At 54.2% G+C, this 19,596-nt stretch carries 23 protein-coding genes and 1 other annotated feature; of the genes, 7 read left to right on the plus strand and 16 right to left on the minus strand.

Annotation, left to right across the window (positions count from 1 at the left end):
- Window positions 1-74: 74 nt before the first annotated feature.
- Together hisG and hisL are read right to left on the minus strand one after the other, a co-directional pair.
- Window positions 75-974 carry an ATP phosphoribosyltransferase gene (gene hisG / locus ABU190_RS02870; RefSeq protein WP_041851935.1) on the minus strand — a complete coding sequence of 300 codons (900 nt, stop codon included), beginning with the start codon at window positions 972-974 and terminating at the stop codon, window positions 75-77.
- A gap of 34 nt (window positions 975-1,008) precedes the next feature.
- Window positions 1,009-1,132, minus strand: a sequence feature (His leader region).
- Window positions 1,108-1,158: a his operon leader peptide gene (gene hisL, locus ABU190_RS02875; protein WP_103245916.1), complete on the minus strand. Its 51-nt coding sequence runs from the start codon at window positions 1,156-1,158 to the stop codon at window positions 1,108-1,110. It overlaps the preceding feature by 25 nt.
- Before the next feature lie 175 nt (window positions 1,159-1,333).
- Between hisL and ABU190_RS02880 the strand changes: the two genes are divergently transcribed.
- The 3 genes from ABU190_RS02880 to ABU190_RS02890 all read left to right on the plus strand — a co-directional run bounded on the left by ABU190_RS02880 (window position 1,334) and on the right by ABU190_RS02890 (window position 3,921).
- A complete protein-coding gene (locus ABU190_RS02880; protein WP_071196263.1) occupies window positions 1,334-2,158 on the plus strand; it encodes an SDR family oxidoreductase in 825 nt (274 codons plus the stop codon).
- Window positions 2,159-2,507: 349 nt separating this feature from the next.
- Window positions 2,508-2,570 (plus strand): membrane protein YoeI, encoded by a 63-nt coding sequence (yoeI, locus tag ABU190_RS02885; protein WP_103245917.1) that lies wholly within the window; start codon window positions 2,508-2,510, stop codon window positions 2,568-2,570.
- Entirely contained in the window at window positions 2,560-3,921 is a 1,362-nt protein-coding gene (locus ABU190_RS02890; protein ID WP_071196264.1) for an APC family permease, read from the plus strand. Before yoeI ends, ABU190_RS02890 begins: the two co-directional genes overlap by 11 nt.
- Before the next feature lie 63 nt (window positions 3,922-3,984).
- Here ABU190_RS02890 and sbcB read toward each other — a convergent pair whose 3' ends face one another.
- Window positions 3,985-5,409: an exodeoxyribonuclease I gene (gene sbcB, locus ABU190_RS02895; protein ID WP_354690333.1), complete on the minus strand. Its 1,425-nt coding sequence runs from the start codon at window positions 5,407-5,409 to the stop codon at window positions 3,985-3,987.
- Between the two features lie 209 nt (window positions 5,410-5,618).
- Here sbcB and dacD point away from each other — a divergent pair, with 209 nt between their 5' ends.
- The 4 genes from dacD to ABU190_RS02915 all read left to right on the plus strand — a co-directional run bounded on the left by dacD (window position 5,619) and on the right by ABU190_RS02915 (window position 9,069).
- Window positions 5,619-6,782 (plus strand): serine-type D-Ala-D-Ala carboxypeptidase DacD, encoded by a 1,164-nt coding sequence (gene dacD, locus ABU190_RS02900; RefSeq protein ID WP_354690334.1) that lies wholly within the window; start codon window positions 5,619-5,621, stop codon window positions 6,780-6,782.
- Window positions 6,783-6,895: 113 nt separating this feature from the next.
- Window positions 6,896-7,369 (plus strand): DNA gyrase inhibitor SbmC, encoded by a 474-nt coding sequence (gene sbmC / locus ABU190_RS02905; RefSeq protein WP_354690335.1) that lies wholly within the window; start codon window positions 6,896-6,898, stop codon window positions 7,367-7,369.
- A gap of 143 nt (window positions 7,370-7,512) precedes the next feature.
- Window positions 7,513-8,571, plus strand: coding sequence for an FUSC family protein (locus ABU190_RS02910; protein ID WP_041851926.1), 1,059 nt, complete (start codon window positions 7,513-7,515; stop codon window positions 8,569-8,571).
- A gap of 162 nt (window positions 8,572-8,733) precedes the next feature.
- The gene (locus ABU190_RS02915; RefSeq protein WP_041851925.1) at window positions 8,734-9,069 is read left to right on the plus strand and encodes a DUF496 family protein; all 336 of its coding nucleotides are present in this window, start codon (window positions 8,734-8,736) and stop codon (window positions 9,067-9,069) included.
- A 26-nt stretch (window positions 9,070-9,095) separates the two neighbouring features.
- Here ABU190_RS02915 and ABU190_RS02920 read toward each other — a convergent pair whose 3' ends face one another.
- The 13 genes from ABU190_RS02920 to ABU190_RS02980 are packed head-to-tail and all read right to left on the minus strand — an operon-like array spanning window position 9,096 to window position 19,594.
- Entirely contained in the window at window positions 9,096-9,962 is an 867-nt protein-coding gene (locus ABU190_RS02920; protein ID WP_354690336.1) for an L-threonine kinase, read from the minus strand.
- A gap of 39 nt (window positions 9,963-10,001) precedes the next feature.
- Window positions 10,002-10,745: a uroporphyrinogen-III C-methyltransferase gene (gene cobA, locus ABU190_RS02925; RefSeq protein ID WP_354690337.1), complete on the minus strand. Its 744-nt coding sequence runs from the start codon at window positions 10,743-10,745 to the stop codon at window positions 10,002-10,004.
- Window positions 10,742-11,950, minus strand: a complete 1,209-nt coding sequence (locus ABU190_RS02930; protein ID WP_354690338.1) for an acetate/propionate family kinase — start codon at window positions 11,948-11,950, stop codon at window positions 10,742-10,744. The genes cobA and ABU190_RS02930 overlap by 4 nt, the downstream gene beginning before the upstream one ends.
- Window positions 11,935-12,387 (minus strand): propanediol utilization protein PduV, encoded by a 453-nt coding sequence (gene pduV, locus ABU190_RS02935; RefSeq protein ID WP_354690339.1) that lies wholly within the window; start codon window positions 12,385-12,387, stop codon window positions 11,935-11,937. Before pduV ends, ABU190_RS02930 begins: the two co-directional genes overlap by 16 nt.
- 4 nt (window positions 12,388-12,391) lie before the next feature.
- The gene (gene pduU, locus ABU190_RS02940) at window positions 12,392-12,742 is read right to left on the minus strand and encodes a propanediol utilization microcompartment protein PduU (protein ID WP_041851920.1); all 351 of its coding nucleotides are present in this window, start codon (window positions 12,740-12,742) and stop codon (window positions 12,392-12,394) included.
- On the minus strand, window positions 12,742-13,296 hold the full coding sequence (gene pduT / locus ABU190_RS02945; RefSeq protein ID WP_354690340.1) for a propanediol utilization microcompartment protein PduT: 555 nt from the start codon (window positions 13,294-13,296) through the stop codon (window positions 12,742-12,744). Before pduT ends, pduU begins: the two co-directional genes overlap by 1 nt.
- A 2-nt stretch (window positions 13,297-13,298) precedes the next feature.
- Window positions 13,299-14,630 carry a 4Fe-4S dicluster domain-containing protein gene (locus ABU190_RS02950; RefSeq protein ID WP_354690419.1) on the minus strand — a complete coding sequence of 444 codons (1,332 nt, stop codon included), beginning with the start codon at window positions 14,628-14,630 and terminating at the stop codon, window positions 13,299-13,301.
- A gap of 35 nt (window positions 14,631-14,665) precedes the next feature.
- Window positions 14,666-15,778, minus strand: a complete 1,113-nt coding sequence (locus ABU190_RS02955; RefSeq protein ID WP_041851918.1) for a 1-propanol dehydrogenase PduQ — start codon at window positions 15,776-15,778, stop codon at window positions 14,666-14,668.
- 11 nt (window positions 15,779-15,789) lie between these two features.
- On the minus strand, window positions 15,790-17,181 hold the full coding sequence (gene pduP, locus ABU190_RS02960; RefSeq protein ID WP_354690341.1) for a CoA-acylating propionaldehyde dehydrogenase PduP: 1,392 nt from the start codon (window positions 17,179-17,181) through the stop codon (window positions 15,790-15,792).
- A complete protein-coding gene (gene pduO, locus ABU190_RS02965; protein ID WP_354690342.1) occupies window positions 17,181-18,185 on the minus strand; it encodes a two-domain cob(I)yrinic acid a,c-diamide adenosyltransferase PduO in 1,005 nt (334 codons plus the stop codon). Before pduO ends, pduP begins: the two co-directional genes overlap by 1 nt.
- Window positions 18,186-18,194: 9 nt before the next feature.
- The gene (locus tag ABU190_RS02970; RefSeq protein WP_041851915.1) at window positions 18,195-18,470 is read right to left on the minus strand and encodes a EutN/CcmL family microcompartment protein; all 276 of its coding nucleotides are present in this window, start codon (window positions 18,468-18,470) and stop codon (window positions 18,195-18,197) included.
- 3 nt (window positions 18,471-18,473) lie between these two features.
- Complete coding sequence (gene pduM, locus ABU190_RS02975; RefSeq protein WP_354690343.1) at window positions 18,474-18,965, minus strand: PduM family microcompartment protein; 492 nt, start codon at window positions 18,963-18,965, stop codon at window positions 18,474-18,476.
- A complete protein-coding gene (locus ABU190_RS02980; RefSeq protein ID WP_354690344.1) occupies window positions 18,962-19,594 on the minus strand; it encodes a phosphate propanoyltransferase in 633 nt (210 codons plus the stop codon). Before ABU190_RS02980 ends, pduM begins: the two co-directional genes overlap by 4 nt.
- Window positions 19,595-19,596 lie beyond the last annotated feature (2 nt).

Genomic DNA, 19,596 nt, shown 5'->3' on the forward strand with positions numbered 1-19,596 from the left:
TGACGCTTTCGCTTATCCGGCCTGGATGTCCAGGCCCGGCAGACATAGCGCCACCGGGCGAATCGTAAGGTGGATTACTCCATCATCTTCTCGATTGGCAGCACCAGAATAGAACTGGCGCCCAGCGCTTTCAGTTTTTCCATCGTTTCCCAGAACAGGGTTTCGCTGCTCACCATATGCATGGCGACACGTTGCTGATCGCCTGCCAGCGGCAGAATGGTCGGACGTTCGGCGCCCGGCAGCAGAGAAATTACTTCATCCAGACGCTCGGTTGGTGCGTGCATCATGATGTATTTGGATTCACGCGCCTGAATCACGCCCTGAATACGGGTCAGCAATTTATCGACCAGCTCTTGTTTGCCATCCAGCAGGTCGCCGTCACGTTGAATGAGGCAGGCTTTGGAGCGGTAAATCACTTCCACTTCGCGCAGACCATTCGCTTCCAGGGTGGCACCGGTGGAGACCAGATCACAGATGGCATCCGCCAGACCGGCACGTGGGGCCACTTCAACAGAACCGTTCAGCAGGCAGGACTTGAAGGCGACGCCTTTCTGGTCGAGATAGCGTTTGAGCAGGTGCGGATAAGAGGTGGCAATACGTTTGCCGTCGAGTGACGCCGGGCCTTTCCACTCTTCGTCGGCGTTGGTCGCCAGTGACAGGCGGCAACTCCCGAAATCAAGGCGGCGCAGGGTGAAATAACGCGGGTCTTCCCCCTGTGCGCGGCGGGTCAGCAGCTCTTCTTCCAGGACGTTTTCGCCCACAATACCCAGGTCGACCACGCCGTCCATGACCAGTCCCGGAATGTCGTCATCACGCACGCGCAGAATATCAATCGGCATATTTTCGGCCAGGGCAATCAGACGCTGTGTGTGCAGGTTGATTTTAATGCCGCAACGGGCCAGTAATTCGCGTGAGTCATCGCTCAGACGGCCTGATTTCTGAATAGCTATGCGTAAACGGGTATTGTCTAACATTCTGTTTTCCTCATTATCCTGCTGAATTTGGTCCAAAAAAAAGCCCCCGGAAGATAATCTTCCGGGGGCTTTCTCTTGCGTTCATGCACCACTGGAAGATCCAAACGTCTTCCAGCACACATCGCCTGAAAGACTAGTCAGGATGATGGTGATGATGGTGAAGTTTAAATTGAACGCCTGTCATAAAATTCTCGATGAATGTTTATTCATTTGATGTCGTTTAACCTAAACCACTTTCACCACCAAAGGCAAGGGCTTTTTTTAATCATTAAATCATTTCATATTGGCTCTATGAATTGTCAGTTTCGTCGGGCTGGCGTAGCCTTAAAATGGAATCTGCGAAATGTCGGGAGAGACACATGAAAAAGGTCGCTATTGTCGGATTAGGATGGTTGGGCATGCCGCTGGCGCTGTCATTAACGGCGCGCGGCTGGCAGGTCACCGGCAGCAAAACCACTCAGGATGGCGTGGAGGCGGCTCGTATGTGTGGCATTGAAAGCTACGTGCTGAAACTCGAACCGGAGCTGTTCTGCGAGCCAGACGATCTGGATGCATTAATGAATGTCGACGCGCTGGTTATCACTTTGCCCGCCAGACGCAGTGGTCCTGGCGAGGCTTTCTACCTGCAGGCGATGCAGGAGATTGTTGATAGCGCGCTGGCCTATCATATCCCGCGCATCATTTTTACCAGCTCCACCTCGGTGTACGGCGACACCAGCGGCACAGTAAAAGAAAACTCACCGCGTAATCCATCAACAGCGAGCGGACGAGTCCTGAAAGAGCTTGAGGACTGGCTGCATAATTTGCCGGGGACATCGGTGGATATTCTGCGTCTGGCAGGGCTGGTAGGGCCGGCTCGCCATCCGGGGCGTTTTTTTGCCGGGAAGACGGCGCCAGACGGGCAACAGGGGGTCAACCTGGTCCATCTGGAGGATGTTATTTCCGCCATCACGTTGCTGCTTCAGGCGCCGAAGGGCGGCCATATCTATAATTTATGTGCACCTGAGCACCCGGCGCGAGCGCAGTTTTACCCGGCCATGGCACGCAAGCTTGGCCTGCCTGAGCCACAATTCCTCGACTCTGCGCCCGGCGAAAAAGGGAAAGTGGTTGACGGTAACCGCATTTGCCACGAACTGGGATTTGAGTATGAATATCCGAATCCGATGACCATGCCACTGGACTGATTTTAAACAGTTTAATGCCATAAACGCGGGGGAAATCTGTCATTTCCCTGAAACAGTGCAGAAACATTTTAGCAAAAAGTGCTATTAATTTGCTCTGGTTCAAAGTGAATTATTTAAATTCAGTAAGTTAGGTGTTACCGTTTTGTGAGCGCCATCGCACAGGCTTGTCAAAACGCCTCACTTTGGTGCAAAATATGTCGCTGCAAAAAATTGAAACTAACCGACGTTAATAAGACGTCGGTTATTTTTTTGCACTTTAGAAACGTCATTCAATCCAAGAGGCCGGGCTTCGTACCGGATAGATATTTACTAAAAACCGACAGTCGTTGTCGCTGAGGAATATAAAGAAATGGGGCAATCTTTTGCTTACGCGCTGGCGTTCACCGTAAAAGGGGATAACTATGTCGCATAACGCTACTCCAAAGACCTCTCGCGTGGAATTACGTAAAACGCTTACGTTGATTCCGGTTGTTATGATGGGCCTTGCCTATATGCAGCCTATGACGCTGTTCGATACGTTTGGTATCGTCTCTGGCTTGACCGACGGCCATGTTGCAACGGCGTATGCCTTTGCGCTGGTGGCCATTCTCTTTACGGCGCTGAGCTACGGTAAACTGGTTCGCCGTTTCCCGTCTGCGGGCTCCGCATACACCTACGCCCAGAAATCCATTAGCCCGGCGGTTGGCTTTATGGTGGGTTGGTCTTCGCTGCTGGACTACCTGTTCATGCCGATGATCAACATTCTGCTGGCGAAAATCTATTTTGAAGCGCTGGTGCCTTCTATTCCATCGTGGATCTTTGTTGTCGCGCTGGTGGCCTTTATGACCATCTCTAATCTGCGCAGCATCAAGACCGTGGCCAACTTCAATACCCTGATTGTGATTCTGCAGATGGGCATTGTGGCCGTTATCGTTGGTCTGATCATTTACGGCGTCTCTCACGGTGAAGGCGCAGGTACGTTGACCAGCACGCGTCCGTTCTGGTCCGAAGGCGCACACGTGGTGCCAATGATTACCGGTGCGACTATCCTGTGCTTCTCGTTCCTCGGCTTCGACGGTATCTCTTCTCTGTCAGAAGAGACCAAAGATGCAGAGCGCGTGATTCCGAAGGCTATCTTCCTGACGGCGTTGATTGGCGGCCTGGTATTTATCGTTGCCTCTTACTTCCTGCAACTGTACTTCCCGGATATCTCTCGCTTTAAAGATCCGGATGCGTCTCAGCCGGAAATCATGCTGTATGTGGCGGGTAAAACCTTCCAGTGGGGCGTGCTGATTTTCTCCAGCGTGACCGTTCTGGCATCTGGTATGGCGGCACATGCGGGCGTTTCGCGTTTGATGTACGTGATGGGCCGTGATGGCGTCTTCCCGACCCGTTTCTTTGGTTATGTACACCCGAAATGGCGTACTCCGGCGTGGAACGTCCTGCTGGTTGGCGCGATTGCACTGCTGGCGATTAAATTCGACCTGGTGACGGCGACTGCGTTGATTAACTTCGGCGCACTGGTGGCGTTTACCTTCGTTAACCTGTCAGTGATTTCGCAGTTCTGGATCCGTGAAAAGCGTAACAAGACGCTGAAAGATCACTTCAACTATCTGGTACTGCCGGTCTGTGGCGCGCTGACCGTAGGCGCACTGTGGATTAACCTGGAGCAGAGCTCAATGATTCTGGGCCTGATCTGGGGGGGTATCGGCCTGGTTTATCTGGCCTGCGTGACGAAAAGTTTCCGCAACCCGGTGCCACAGTACGAAGATATCGCGCAGTAATGAATGACTGAATAAAAAAACCGGAGGCCATGGCCTCCGGTTTTTTTGCCTGCACTCTGGCGGCTACACAATCTCCTGGGCGTACTGCCAGAGCGATTTCAGCAGTGTCAGCTTCGCTTTATCGTCGGCGTACTGCTGGGATAGCATCTGTAGCTCATCGGCGTAGGCCTGCAAAAACTCAGGCGTAAACACCTGACGGCGATGCTCCAGCCAGCGCTGTTGTTCGTCATAATCGAGCGTTCCGGGGAAGTTACGCGCCCGGTAGTTAAACAGCAGTTTCTCGATTCGCTTATCGACAAAGGTGATATCCAGCGCCGGGAGGTTACGTGGCTCGGTCTCCAACAGAATGTTCATTGCCGCACGGTCTGCGTCGCTGAAAAAACCGTTATAAAGTTGTGTATCCACATTTTCTGAGGGCACAAACGGCTCGGCTTCGGCAAAGATAGCCAGTACTTTTTCGCGTACCTGCGGGTTATTGCGCAGAACGTTCAGGTTATCCAGGCACTGTTTGCGATCAATCCCCAGCCGTTCAGCATCCTCAGGACGCAGCGTTTTCGCCTGTGCCAGGATAGGGCATTTATTCAGATGTACCAGCTTTACCGGCACGGCAGCATTGTCACCTAACTCGGCTTTTGCGGTATACAAGCGCTCGCGCAACGCGTCAGCATCCAGTTCCAGCAACGACGACATATCGCCCGCGAGGTCCACCATGATCACGGCATTGCGGTTTTCCGGGTGCCAGGCCAGCGGAGCCACCCAACTGGTATTGCCGCGCCAGGCGCCAAACATGCCGGAAACATGGACCAGCGGCGTCATTTGCGGGACATCAATCAGGGCCGCCAGTTTATGCTTATTACGGTGGCTCAGCAGATAATCAAACAGCCTCGGCTGGTGGGTTTTCACCAGTTGCGCCATGGCGATAGTCGCGTAAACGTCGGCCATTGCATCGTGGGCATTGCTGTGTTCAATACCGTTCGCTTTTGTCAGATGCTCAAGGCGGAAACTCGGCAGCCCATCGTCATTCTCCGGCCAGTTGATGCCGTCCGGGCGCAGGGCATAGCAGGCACGCATCACATCCAACAAATCCCAGCGCGAGTTGTTGTTTTGCCAGCTCCAGGCATAGGGATCGTAAAAGTTGCGATAGAAGATATTCCGCGTCACTTCGTCATCGAAGCGGACATTGTTATAGCCGAGGACGCAGGTTTTGGGGACGGTGAACAGATCATGGATGCGGCGGGCAAAGTCAGCTTCATTAACGCCATTCGCTCTGGCGTGCTGTGGCGTAATGCCGGTAATCAGCACTGCCTCTGGCTGAGGCAAATAGTCATCTGCCGGTTTACAGTAAAAGACTTCCGGCTCGCCAATGATGTTGAAATCGGCGTCGGTACGAATCGCAGCAAACTGTGCGGGGCGATCCAGCGAGGGGCTGGTACCGAACGTTTCGTAGTCATGGAAAAGAAATGTGGGCGTTGCCGTTGAATCAGACACCTGAGCTCATCCTGTTGATCAATAACCTGCCTATGGTAAACCATTGCGTCGCATCTTCCGAAGGAAAACGCATTGCGGAGTGTCATTCGGAGCAAGATCCGGGACGTAAAAAAATGACTTTCGTCACATTTGTTTGCAATTTGTCCCAGTATCGACATATTAAGTTGCGTAAAAAGAACGGCTAATTTCACGTAAATGAGGATATTTCTTTGAAATGCCGTTTGTTTTTTGCCTTCTCCCTTTTGTCCGCGACAATCCATTGCGCGTTGGCAGATGATATGCCGATTTCTCCCCAACCGCCGGAAATTCAGGCGGGCTCATGGGTCTTAATGGATTACACCACCGGGCAGATCCTCACTGCAGGCAATGAACATCAGCAGCGTAATCCAGCCAGCCTGACCAAGCTGATGACTGGCTATGTTGTGGATCGCGCCATCGACAGCCACCGTATCAGCGCCAGCGATGTGGTGACGGTAGGTAAAGATGCCTGGGCGCGAGGAAATCCGGTCTTTGACGGCTCTTCATTAATGTTCCTGAAAGCCGGGGATCGCGTAACGGTGCGCGACCTGAGCCGCGGGCTGATTGTCGATTCCGGCAACGATGCCTGCGTCGCGCTGGCCGATTATGTAGCGGGAAGCCAGCCGCAGTTTGTCAGCATGATGAACGACTATGTGCAAAAGCTAAATTTGCGTGATACCCATTTTGAAACGGTACATGGCCTGGATGCGCCCGGCCAGCACAGTTCGGCATATGATCTGGCGGTGCTTTCCCGCGCCATTATCAGCGGTGAGCCGGATTTTTATCATATGTACAGTGAGAAAAGCCTGACCTGGAACGGTATCACCCAGCAGAACCGTAATGGGCTACTGTGGGATTCATCATTGAATGTTGATGGCCTGAAAACCGGGCATACCTCGGGCGCTGGTTTTAACCTGATAGCATCAAGCGTTGATGGGCAGCGTCGCCTGATTGCGGTTGTGATGGGGGCGGAAAGCCCGAAAGGTCGTGAAGACCAGGCGCGGAAGTTGCTGCACTGGGGCCAGCAAAATTTTGATACCGTGCAGATTCTGCAAAAAGATAAAAAAGTCGGCAGCGAGCGTATCTGGTATGGCGATAAGGAACAGATGACGGTCGGTACCGACCAGGACCTTTGGCTGGCGCTACCGAAAGCGGAACTCCCGAATATCAAAGCACGCTATGTTATAGACGCTAAAGATCTCGAAGCCCCGCTTGCCGCTCATCAGCGCGTGGGCGAAATCCAGCTTTACGACCGTGACAAAGTGGTGGCGCACTTGCCGCTGGTAACGCTTGACAATGTCGGTAAAGGTGGCTTGTTCTCGCGGTTGAGCGACTATCTGCACCACAAAGCCTGATGATGATGCGGACTGGCTGTGACGCGAGTCTGCTCACATAATTGAACTGTTGTGAGTGCCCGGTTTCGATGATTTCACTATACTGTACAAATACACAGTGAAAGGAGGGTAACATGGCATACACCGTAAGACAGGTTGATAAGCGCACTATCGCCGGGTTTCATCTGGTTGGCCCCTGGGATGTCACCGTCAAGAAAGGGTTCGAGCAGTTAGCGATGTGGGTTAACGGTAAACAAATTCAGACTCAGGAATGGATCACGGTTTACTATGACAATCCCGATGAAGTTCCCGCGGAAAAGTTGCGTGCTGATGTGGTTGTTTCGGTTCCGGCTGATTTCGTCATTCCTGAAAACAGTGAAGGGGTGATGCGTACTGAGATTCCGGCAGGCCTGAACGCAGTGGCACGTGCTCGCGTCTATAACGAAGAGTTTGAACAAGCGTGGGATGCTTTTTTTGATGAATTGATGGCAGACGAGCAGTATCAGATTGCTTTACGCCCCTGTTTTGAAGTCTATCTGAATTCAGCGCAGGAGGATGGCTACTGGGAAATCGATATGTACATTCCCGTAGAACCAAAATTGCTCTGATCGTAAACGTTTAAAGGGTTCACTGTTCAATCTGTACACGCGGATTTTAAGCAGTGACCCCTTTTTTTGTTCTAAACAGTGACCTTTGCCGCAGAAAGATCGCTACAATTGCGCCTTCGTTGTTTTTTGACTGGAGAGCGGGTGTGCGTCCCGACAAATCACTCAGTCCTTTTGAGATCCGTCTTTACCGACATTATCGCGTGGTTCACGGCGTACGTATTGCGCTGGCTTTTATCCTGACCTTTTTGTTGGTTCGTCTGCTCAATGTACCCGAGGGTACCTGGCCACTCATCACCCTGGTGGTGATCATGGGGCCGATTTCGTTCTGGGGAAATGTGGTTCCCAGAGCATTTGAGCGCATTGGTGGCACAATCTGTGGCTCTGCGTTGGGGCTTGTCGCACTTAAGCTTGAGCTGATCTCCCTTCCGCTGATGGTGATGTGGTGTGCGGGAGCCATGTTCCTCTGTGGCTGGCTGGCGCTGGGTAAAAAGCCCTATCAGGCATTGCTTATCGGTATCACGCTGTCGGTGGTGGTTGGCGCGCCGGCCGGGGATATGAATACGGCGTTGTGGCGAAGTGGCGACGTCATTTTTGGCTCGTTACTGGCAATGCTCTTCACCGGTATCTGGCCACAGCGAGCCTTCCTGCACTGGCGTATCCAAATGGCGAACTACGTTACCGCCTTTAACCGGGTCTATCAGGCCGGTTTTTCGCGTAACCTCGTTGAGCGCCCGCGGCTGGAAAGGCATCTGCAAAAAATACTCAATGATGTGGTGAAAATGCGCGGCCTGATTACACCCGCCAGTAAAGAGACGCATATCCAGAAGGCCATTTTTGAAGCGATTCAAACCGTAAGCCGCAATATGGTGTGTGTGCTGGAACTGCAAATGAACGCGCACTGGGCTTCCCGCGCCAGCCACTTCGTTATGCTCAATGCCAGTACGTTGCGTGAAACGCAGCAAATGACGCAGCAGACGCTGTTGACCATCGCCCATGCGCTCTATGAAGGAAATCCGCAACCGATTCTGGCCAATACGGAAAAACTTACTGACATTGTGACGGAATTGCGCGACCTGCTCCGCGATCATCAGGGCGATGCATTGGCGGAGAATTCGATTCACGGCTATGTGTGGCTGAGCATGGAACTGGCGCGGCAACTGGAGTTGATGTCACATTTAATGTGTCGGGCGCTGCGCAAATAAGCTTCACACAATTCGGAAAAACAGTCAGGCTGTTTCGATTCAGCCCAATTTGGGGTTATGATAGAGAAAAGGATAAAATCATTGTCATCAGCAACGGCTAAAAGTAAGGTCTTAGGCGGTTGCTTTAACGAATCCGAATCTCACATTAGCAGGGGTATCAAAATGGAAACAAGTAAGCCTTCATTCCAGGACGTTCTGGAGTTTGTTCGTCTGTTCCGCCGTAAGAATAAACTGCAGCGCGAAATCCAGGATGTTGAGAAAAAGATCCGTGATAACCAGAAACGTGTACTGCTGCTGGACAACCTGAGCGACTATATCAAGCCGGGTATGAGCGTTGAAGCTATCCAGGGCATTATCGCCAGCATGAAAAGCGATTACGAAGACCGCGTTGATGATTACATCATCAAAAACGCCGAGATTTCCAAAGAACGCCGTGAGATCTCCAAGAAACTGAAAACAATGGGTGAGCAGAAACCCGTTGAGCCAAAAGAAGAGTAATCACTCTTACGGTGAGAGGGCCTCTCTCACCGTTCTCTTACCCCGCCTTCCACCATGCACAACAGATGTTGTTGCGGCCAGTGCTGTTGCAATGCAGGTTTACTCAGTAACGCGCGCACTTTCGCCAGATCATGACGTTGTCTGTCCAGAAATAAGCCCACAACACTACCACTATGGGCGACATTCAGCCCGTACAAATCGCACTGTTCCACTATCCTCATCAGTGAATTAAAACCCGGTTTAGGTAGCAGCGTCTGGCTTGCCATGGCACTTTGCGATGCCGCCTCGCCCAGTAGTGCCGGATCGTTTGTCAGGCAGGCGCGCTGCACTTTACGCCAGGCACTGTCGAGAGCATCGGCGTTGGCCATCAGCGCGGCCCGTCGGGGCAGGCGATGATAATCTTCTGTGCGAAGCGTTAACGGGCTTTCCAGTAATAAGACATCAAGGGTGGGAACACGCTCACAGGAGATCCGTGTTTGTGCGCTGTTGTGATCAAATAACGTCAACGAGCGAAAAACGGTGCTGTCGGTGGGTTCCAGCGCGACGCAAAGCTGAGAGAGGGTGACGTCATCAAGCGTAAACCCAAGATGACGTGATGTGGCAACCGCTGTGGCTGCGATGTCCGCGGTACTACTCGCCATCCCTTTGGCGACGGGAATGGTTGAGCGGCAGTCAATGCGGATTTCATCACTTAATGCAGCAGGTAGCTGCCAGTGCGCCAGCACCTGTTTTACCATCGCTCGTACCAGGGGGCGTTCAGCAGGCACAGGCGTACCGGCTGTGACTTCAACCTCGCTATACCAGTTGACCGGGCAGGAAACCAGCTTTTCACTGCCCAGGATCCATCCCTGAATGATTTCGCCGCAGGATGCGGGACACTGTGCCAGCGCCAAGTTCAACCTCTCATTGTGGTGCGTAACGTCAGGATAGTGTCATGCCGATCCGCTGAAGGCCAGAATTTCGCGTAACGACACCACGCCGCCAATCACGATCAGCGCGGGGGCGTGAAACCCGGCGGCTTCGCTCTCTTGTGCCAGCGCAGACAGCGGTGCGCAGAGAACTTTCTGTTCCGGTGTGCTAGCACGCATCACCACGGCTGCAGGTGTATCGGCTGGTTTACCTGCACTCATCAAAGCGGCACAGATGATCTGTATCTGCGACATCCCCATCAGGATCACCAGCGTCCCCGGCAGGACCGCAAGTTTACCCCAGTCCTGGGGTTCTTTACCGTCCTGTAAATGGCCGGTCACAACATGAAAACTGGAGGCAAAATCGCGGTGCGTGACCGGGATACCCGCTGCTGCAAGCCCGCCAATCGCGGAGGTGATACCTGGTACCACCTCGCACTCGATACCACACTCCCGTAGTGCTTGCATCTCTTCGCTTCCGCGACCAAAAACAAAGGGATCACCGCCTTTTAAGCGCACAACCCTGAGGCCTCTGCTGGCGCAATCAATCAGGATTTGGTTGATTTGTGGCTGCGGGATAGGGTGGCGATTCGCCTCTTTGCCCACATCATGCAACTCACAACCCGCCGGGGCTTCCTGTAACAGGAGCGGATTTACCAGCCTGTCGAAAACAACGGCCTCGGCTTCACGCAGGCAGTTTAATCCTTTTACGGTCAGCAGACCCGGGTCGCCCGGGCCTGCGCCCACCAGCCAGACTTTACCTGTCATGCTTCTACCTCCGCATATTCCGGCAGCCCGATGCGCATTACGTCACGGGCAATCATCAGTTCTTCATTGGTATTGATCACGGCGACTTTCACCACAGAATGGTCAGTCTGGATAAACGTGGCATTGCGGTCGTTTTTCCCAGCATCAATGTCCAGCCCCAGGAAATGCAGGTTGCGACAGATGGCCGCTCTGGCTCGCGCGGAGTTTTCACCAATCCCGCCAGTAAATAACAGAACATCCAGCCCACCCAATTGCATTACATAGCTGCCGATAGTGGCGCGAATACGTTCGGCAAAAAGAGTGAGCGCCAGTGTTGCGCGCGTGTTGCCAGCATTCGATGCTTGTTCGACATCGCGAAAATCGTTCGATACGCCAGAGACCCCGAGCAGCCCCGATTCGTTATTTAGCAGAGCGTTAAGCTGTTGCGGCGACTTGTCTTCTTTTAACGCAACCCAGGGCAAAATAGAGGGGTCGATATCCCCGCTGCGGGTACCCATCATTACCCCCGACTGCGGTGTGAACCCCATAGAGGTGTTGACGGAGAGCCCACCTTTAATAGCACACAGGCTGCTGCCATTGCCTAAATGGCAGGAGATAACCCGCAATGCGCTTAATGGAACGCCCAGTTTTTCGGCTAATTGCTGGCTGACAAATTTATGGCTGGTGCCATGGAACCCGTAACGGCGAATCCCAAGTTCCGCGTAATAGCGCCAGGGCAGAGGGTAGATGAAAGCGCTTTGTTCCAGCGTCTGATGAAATGAAGTATCAAACACGGCAACCGCCGGGGCATGTGGCAGCGCCTGGCGAAAAATGCGAATGCCCGCTGCGTTGACCGGATTGTGTAATGGTGCCAGTTCCGCAAGGCGTTCGATTTCTGCCAGTGCGTCATGGGTAATCAACGCCGAGTCTTTAAAAGTTTCTCCACCGTGTGCGACACGATGCCCCACGCCGTCTATTGCCGATAAGGAGGAGATAATGTTATGTGAAAGCAATTTTTCCAGCAGTAATTCCGCCGCCTCTTTGTGGTCGGCAATGGCACGTGTCTCCTGCCATTTTTGTTCCCCCTGCTTGAGGGTGAAAATGGCATCGGAAAGCCCGATACGTTCGATCAGACCCTGACAGAGAAGCGTGCCTGCAGGCATAATAAGAAGCTGAAATTTAAGCGAAGAACTACCGGCGTTGATTGCCATTATTGTTCGGGACATGCGTGCTCCTGGGGTTGAAGAAAAGCGATGACCTCAGCGACACCCTGACCGGTTTGCGCGCTGGTGATAAAAAGGTGCGCTGCACCTGACTGCCGTAACCACTCGCCGATTTGCGTGATCTTGTGTTCTGCGACAAGGTCGGCTTTGGTGATGATGCCAATCGTCTGGCGATTCATCGGCAAGGTAAATCCGGGTGAAAATGGGCACCATTCGGCGTCGGCATTCAGTACCAGCGCCACCACATCGGCTTCGCAGGCACTGGTGAGTAAGGCGCTGTAGAGACATCGATTTTCGAGGTACTCCCCCGGCGTATCGATGGCCTCAGGTGACCAGACAATGGCCTGCGTTTTTTGATAGCGCATTGCCTCACCGCGCAAGCGTTGTGTTAGCGATGTCTTACCGCACTGGCTTGGGCCAATTAACATCATTCGTTTCATTGCATCAGGTCCTTGTGACCTGGCAGGTCGTAAAGTGCAGCATTTCGCCGAGTGAACGCGTCACCTGACGTAGTGCATACTCCACTGAGGAAACATCCCCCGTGAGGACCACGGCACCTGTGAAACGATCGATAAAACCGATCTCTACCGCCCCGGATTTGGTCGCGATATCGCAGGCGATGATTGAGGCTTCGCTGGGGGTAATCGTCAGAATGCCAATGGCAGAAGCCGTCTCGCTTAAGCCCAGCTTTTTGTAGAGATCTTTGCCTGGATTGGCGATCAAATGGGCCAGGGTGACCTGTTTACCGGGCACATACTCCTGAATCATGCGTTCAGTACTGCGTTGTGTCTCCATTAGCCCTCCACAATCTGTCGCCACATGGCTTCATGGGGACGCGGGATCACCGAGCGGTACACCAGCAGACCTTTTTCGCCAGCACTTTCACTGGCAACGGCGACGGCATTTTCCACATCCGAAATATCACCGGTCACGACCATGTAGCATTTGCCACCAATGCCGAACGCCATATGAACGCGTACCAGGGTGACATTCGACGCCTTCACTGCACGGTCGGCCGCGCTCACGCAGGCGGCTACACTCCAGGTTTCAACGATACCCACTGCCTGACGTTGCTCAACGGCATTGAGACCGCTAATCGCAGGCAGCACGCTGGCATGAATATTGGGAAGGACCAGGCTGTCGACCAGCATCTCCCCGGCCTGGCTGTCGCCCGTGGCAATAGCCTGCTGGACTGCGCCGACATCGCCTCCCACCATGACCAAAAATTTACCGGGGCAAAGCGTCTTACTGACCAGAAGCGTCACATTGGCGCTTTTGAGCATGGTATCACCCAGTTCCATGCCTTTGGCGATGCTGGTTAATTCAAGTATTCCAATAGCCTGTGACATGCTTATCCTCGTACAACCGTAATGGTTTTATCTGTGACCGACGCAATAACGCCATCGATACTGGCATGAAGGGGAACACCCAGCGCACCTTCGGGGATATTGGCAATGCGCTGCCCCCGGATGACGACGTCGCCTTCTTTTACGCAAGGAATCGCTGGCGCACCAATATGCTGGCGCAGCGGCAATTCGACCTGTGAAGGGGTAATGGCGTGCTCTTCCAGCGGCGCATCCTGATACCAGTCGCGCAGGCCAAGCCTGGCCACCAGGCGCTTGACAGGGATCAGGCGATAGCGCGCCATCTCATCAGCCTCGCGAAGCGGCCCCTCATAGCGTGCGCCGCTGGCGCGTAATTGAACTTTAAGGAGACGGTTTACCCGCATCGGTGAGATGCCTACCGGGCAGGCGACGCTTTCACAGACGTTGCATTCAGAACAGGTCAGGGCACTGAGCAGCGTTTGCGGCGTAGCGACGTCCTGATAATTGACGGCCCGCACCAGAAGGTGAGGCGAGAGTTCGTGGCCAATTAAATGCCGGGGGCAGAGATCTGTGCATAACCGACACTGCTCGCAGACGGTACGGGCGATGGTCAGCACGGTGCGGTCATCCTGCAGACGGCGCTGAATTAGCGAGTGTGATTTCGGAAGTACCAGCAGGCCACCCGTGGTTTTTGTCACCGGCACATCCAGTGATGGCAGCAGGCCGCCCATCATCGGGCCACCGTTAATAAAACCGGGGTCGTCTACCGTGGCGCCACCCGCCATTTCCAGCACTTTCCGTAACGACATACCCAGCGGGACCGTTACGGTCAGGGGATGACGTACCGCGCCGTTTACCGTCAGTGTTCTGCGGGTCACGGGATATTGCTGTTCCACCGCGCGTGCAATATTGAGAACGGTCTGCACGTTATTGACGACAACCCCCACGCTGACCGGCAGCGCGGCAGGCGGCACACGACGCCCTGTCGCCATCCAGATAGTGATAACTTCGTCTCCGGCGGGGTAGACGTCAGGTAGAATATGCAGACGAATCTGCGCAGGTAGAAGTGGGGTAAGTGCGGCAATAGCGGCGCGATATTTTTCTTTGAGCGCAATAATGCCCTCTGTCGCACCCGTTGCCGTCATGCCATAAAGCACGCCACGTACCAGTCGTGCCGCCTGTTGCGCCATCAACTGCTGATCGACTTTCAACATCGGTTCGCATTCGGCGGCATTAACCAGAAAAATCTCGACCTGTGCCTGCAGTTTTACATGGGTTGGAAACCCGGCGCCGCCAGCGCCAACGACGCCTGCTTCGCGTACGCGCTGGCGAATGGTCTCTGCCGTTGCCTGAGTCAATTCGCCCCAGGGGGACGGGAGAAGGGCCGCTTCACTCACAGCAATTCCTCCAGAATATGTCGAATGTCATTGCCATCGGCAGGGCGAGGCGTGGTTTTCAGCGTGACATCCGCCAGTGCAGCCTGAACCATGGCGGGGATCCGCTCACGGAATTTATCTTTGTCTGCTTTTAGCGCGACCGAGAGCGTCGGCATCTCACACTGCTGACGAAGCTGCTCAATCTGGCGAATCAGTGAATGAATGGCGACCAACTCATTCGCGCCTGTCGGGCAAAAATGGCAGGCTTTAGCCAGCCGGGCATAACGCTTCGCCGCACGTTTATCACTGGCATTAAAGCGAATGACCGCCCCCAGCAGCAGTGCATTAGCTAACCCATGCGGCAGGTGAAATTGCCCGCCCAACTGATGGGCAATGGCGTGATTAATACCTAACCCCGCCTGGCTGAACGCCATCCCAGCGAGGGTCGCAGCGTTGTGCATTTTGCCACGCGTCGCCAGGCAGTCGCCTTTACGTACCGCCGTTGGCAGGTACTGGAACACTAACTGTGCTGCTTTCTCTGCCAGCGCATCAGTAAAATCGCTGGCCCGAGGCGACACATAGGCTTCAAGGGCGTGGGTCAGCACATCCATGCCGGTATTCGCCGTAATAGCAGGCGGGACGCTAACGACAAGCGTCGGGTCCAGGATCGCGATATCGGGATAGAGCGCATTATCGAACAGCGGATATTTGATGCCTTTTTCGGGATCGCTTATCACGCAGGCGCTGGTCACCTCTGAGCCAGTGCCGCTGGTGGTCGGAATCGCGACACAGGTTTCGATATTGACGCCCTGTTGTTTGCTGAACCAGACGATCGCTTTCGCCGCATCCAGCGCGGAGCCGCCACCGAAACCAATAACCACCTGCGGCTGGAGTGAATGCATCTGTGTAATGCCTTCCACAACCGTGGCGATGGTCGGATCAGGTGTAATGTCGCTAAAGACGCTGATGCGGTTATCTGCCGGGATTGCCTTGCGCAGCAGTTCTATAAGCGGCGAGCTGGCAAGAAAACCGTCGCAGACAACCCATATGTGCTTGTTACGAAAGCGTTTAAGCACCTCAAGGCTTCCCGCTCCGCTGTAGAGTCGCGTTTGTAGCGAAAATCTCTTCATATCGGCCTCAATTAGCGAATGGAGAAACCGTTGGTCAGTACGCAACGACGCGAACGTGCAAAGGTTTTTGCTGATGTCGTGCCTTCGCCGGTAGGTGTGGCTATTGTGAATGTGGTAAAGCCTTCACCGCCCACGCCAATCCCCGCATAAGACGGTCCATTTTTCACAAAAATAGAGGTCTGCAGGCTGCGCGCGGCCAGGTTCAGGCGGGAGACATTTTGTGAATGCATCACCGCCGTGTGGTGCAAACCCTCCTCAACAACGAGGGCAAGGGCGAGGGCGGCATCAAAGTCGTTAACCCGAACGACAGGCAGTACGGGCATTAATTGCTCTGCGGTAACCAACGGATCGTTGCCTTGAACTTCGGCGATCAACAGGCGAGGCGCTTTAGGCGGCACACCCAGACCGGCCGCTTGCAGAATGTGTGAAGGGCTTTTACCGACCAGTTTTTTATTGGCCACCCCATCCTGGATACAGACGGCACGCAATTTATCGATATCCGCACCGGTAATGCGCAGCGCGCCAAATGCCTGCATCTGTTGCATCAGGCGGTCGGCAACACAGTCGACAACAATCAGACTCTTTTCTGCAATGCAGGGCAGGTTGTAATCGAAGGATGCGCCGTTGATGATGTCTTCCGCTGCTTTCACCAGATCGGCAGTTTCGTCGACGATACAGGGTGGGTTTCCGGCACCTGCGCCGATCACTTTCTTGCCACTTTTTAGGCCCATCAGCACAATGCCTGGGCCACCGGTAATCGCCAGCAGGGCGATTTTGGGATGCGCCATCATCTGCTGGGTGGCTTCGAATGTAGGTTCGGCAACGGTTACTACCAGGTTGCGAATACCCGTATGACGAAATGCAATATCTTCAATCATGCGGATCAGCTTGAGCGAAACCTTTTTCGCACCCGGATGCGGGCTGAAATAGATGGTATTGCCTGCCGCCAGCATGCTGATACTGTTGTTAATAATGGTTTCGGTCGGGTTCGTGCTCGGCGCAACGGAACCAATAACGCCAAACGGGGAATATTCGAATAACACCATGCCGCCGTCGCCGGTCAGCGCGGTGGTGGTGAGATCTTCTATACCCGGGGTGTTTTCCAACGCGGCTTTGTTTTTGAGAAACTTGTCTTCTTTGTTGCCCATACCGGTTTCTGTGGCGCTCTCTTCGGCCAGTTCGGCCAGACAGGGAGCCAGCTCATCGCGAATACCGCCAATAATGGCGCTGCGGGTTTTTAAGGGACACTGTTGATAGCGCAGGAAGGCCTGGTGTGCTGCGTCGATAGCTTCTGCTGGCGTGGCGAATACCCCTTTGGTGCAGCTCTCTTTTTTCTCTTGTGTCGGTGTGAGTTGTTCGCTCAGGATGGTGCGAATAAGGGTTTCAAGTTCGGTCGTATTCATTATTTTTTTCCCATGTTAATCGCCGCAAGTGCGGTCTGAGCAATGTCCATGTCTTGTTCAACGGAACCGCCGCTGATGCCAAGACCACCAATAATGTTGCCGTCACGCCAGATGGGGAAACCGCCTCCAAAAGTGACAACTTTGCCTTCCATGTGCGCCTCTAACCCATACAGCGCGCGTCCTGGTTGCACGGCGTCTGAAAGTTCGTGTGTGGCCGATCTCATCGCGACCGCCGTCCAGGCTTTTTTCGGTGCCAGGTCGCTACTGACTAGCAGCGCGTCTGGCATGCGCCAGGTCAGCACGCCGATGCCATGGGCGTCCACGACGCTTATCACCACCGGCACGTTAAGCTCGCCAGCGCGTGTCATCGCGGCTTTGGCCAGTTGATGAAGGTCATGAAATGAAAGTGACATAGAGGTGCCTTTCGCCGGTATGGCTTGTGCCGCAGCGCGATAACGCGCCGCGACTTCGTGAATGACTTTTTCCTGGTGCGCCAGATGGTCTTCAAGGCGGGCCAGCGCATACAAGCAGTCGGAAAGGCGGTTGATATAGCGCATCAGCACCTGACGGACGTTTACCTGTTCACTTAACTCCACCAGGCGACGCTCGGCTTTGCGGGCCAGTGTCCGGGCAACATGCAAACGGGCTGCTGCTTCGCAGCGGCCTGGCAGCACAAAGCTGTGGACGTTGTCGACCTGGGACATCGCGTTGTCTATTGCTTGCTCCAGCGCAGCAATATCTTCGGTACTGACATAGCGCTGTTTTGGCGAGGGTGTTTCGCTTTCACTCGCCAGTTCTGAGCTAAACCAGAAAATCTGCAGTTGCACCGCTTCCAGGAATGGCTTGCTGACGGAGGCTTGCACGGCGCAAGCACAGAGACTCAACTGAGAGTTGAGTTCATCCAGCGTGCCGTATGCTTCGACGCGCGGATGGGTTTTGCTGACGCGCTGGCCGCTAAAAAGAGCCGTCGTGCCAGCGTCGCCAGTGCGGGTATAAATGGCCATTATTCCTCCTTAGCGCGACAGGGTGTCGACAATGCCCACCACCGCCAAATCAATGGCTTCGTTCGGGCCGGAAAAAACATGTCTCGCACTGGAGCCACTGCTGAGCAGAACCAGTTCGCCGACACCTGCGCCAACGGAATCAACGGCTACTTCATCACCCTGTAATGGGTTGGCGGGAAGTTCGCCGTCTGCCGTAACCCGCCGGACCAGCAGCAGTTTTTTGCCCACCAGAGAAGCGGATTTTTGTGTCGAGACCACCGAGCCAGTTACCCTTGCGAGATGCATGCTTTACTCCTGCTTCACGAGTCGTATGTGTTGCGAAATCACTGCGTCACGGGCCAGTGCCGTGATAACCGTTTTACGTGAGATGGCAAGCCAGCACACATTGAGACCAGCGACATCGCAGTAGCTCAATACTTTTGCCTGATGGACTACCACCTTGACGCCTTGCTCATCCATGAAGGTCACAGGCAGTTTTGCCAGTGTTTTCAGGGGCAAGCAGGACAGCAGCCTGCTGTTAAACGTAATGCTCACGGACATGCCCAATGCCAGGGCTTCAAACAGGTGTGCAACGGCGGTGTTGTCCTGATCGCCGTCTGCCAGCGCCCCCAGAAAACAGAGATCGGTTTGTTGCACGCAGAGCGCGTCATGGTTCAGAAAAAGCTTCATCACAGAAGCATGACGCAGCTCTTCCTGACTGAGTCTGAGGGTGTTGCCCTGCCTGGCCTGCAGGCGGGCAACGATCAGCCCGACGATGTGCGCTAACTGTTCGCTGTTCATGCGCGTGGTACCAGGCGAGCGCGAGCGCCAGGTTCGTCTGCGCCACAGGCATTCGCTTCATCGGTATCGATATGCATTTCGAGAAGCAAACCCGGCGCCACGCGGATGGCGACATCATCAAAAATCACCCGGCGCCCGGTGCCTTCAATTGCAACGCAGACGTTGTCGCCATGGGAAACGCGCAGAACCAGGGCGTCCAGCGGCGACATATGAATGTGCCGTTGTGCGACGATGACGCCGTTGGGTAAGTCGATTTCCGCATACGGACTCACCAGCCTGATCCCTGGTGTACCCGCCAGATTGCCGGACATGCGCAGCGGGGCGGCGATACCCAACGTACGGGCATCCGTACGTGAAATCTCGACCTGGCTGGCGCCGCGTAGTGGGCCAAGCAGGCGCACATTTTTCAGTTGCCCCTTTGGTCCTGCCAGCGTGACAGTTTGCTCCGCCGCAAAATAACCGGGTTGCAGCAACGCTTTTTTAATCGTCACTGTCTGACCGGGGAATAACCGCTCGAAATCCTCAGGTGAAAGATGGATATGTCGGTTCGATATACCCAGAGGGATGGGACGCGCACGCATCTCATCCAGAACCTGAGTGACCACATTTTCGACTAACTGTTTATCCATGT

The sequence above is a fragment of the Phytobacter sp. RSE-02 genome, from assembly GCF_040578655.1.
Lineage (GTDB): Bacteria > Pseudomonadota > Gammaproteobacteria > Enterobacterales > Enterobacteriaceae > Phytobacter > Phytobacter diazotrophicus.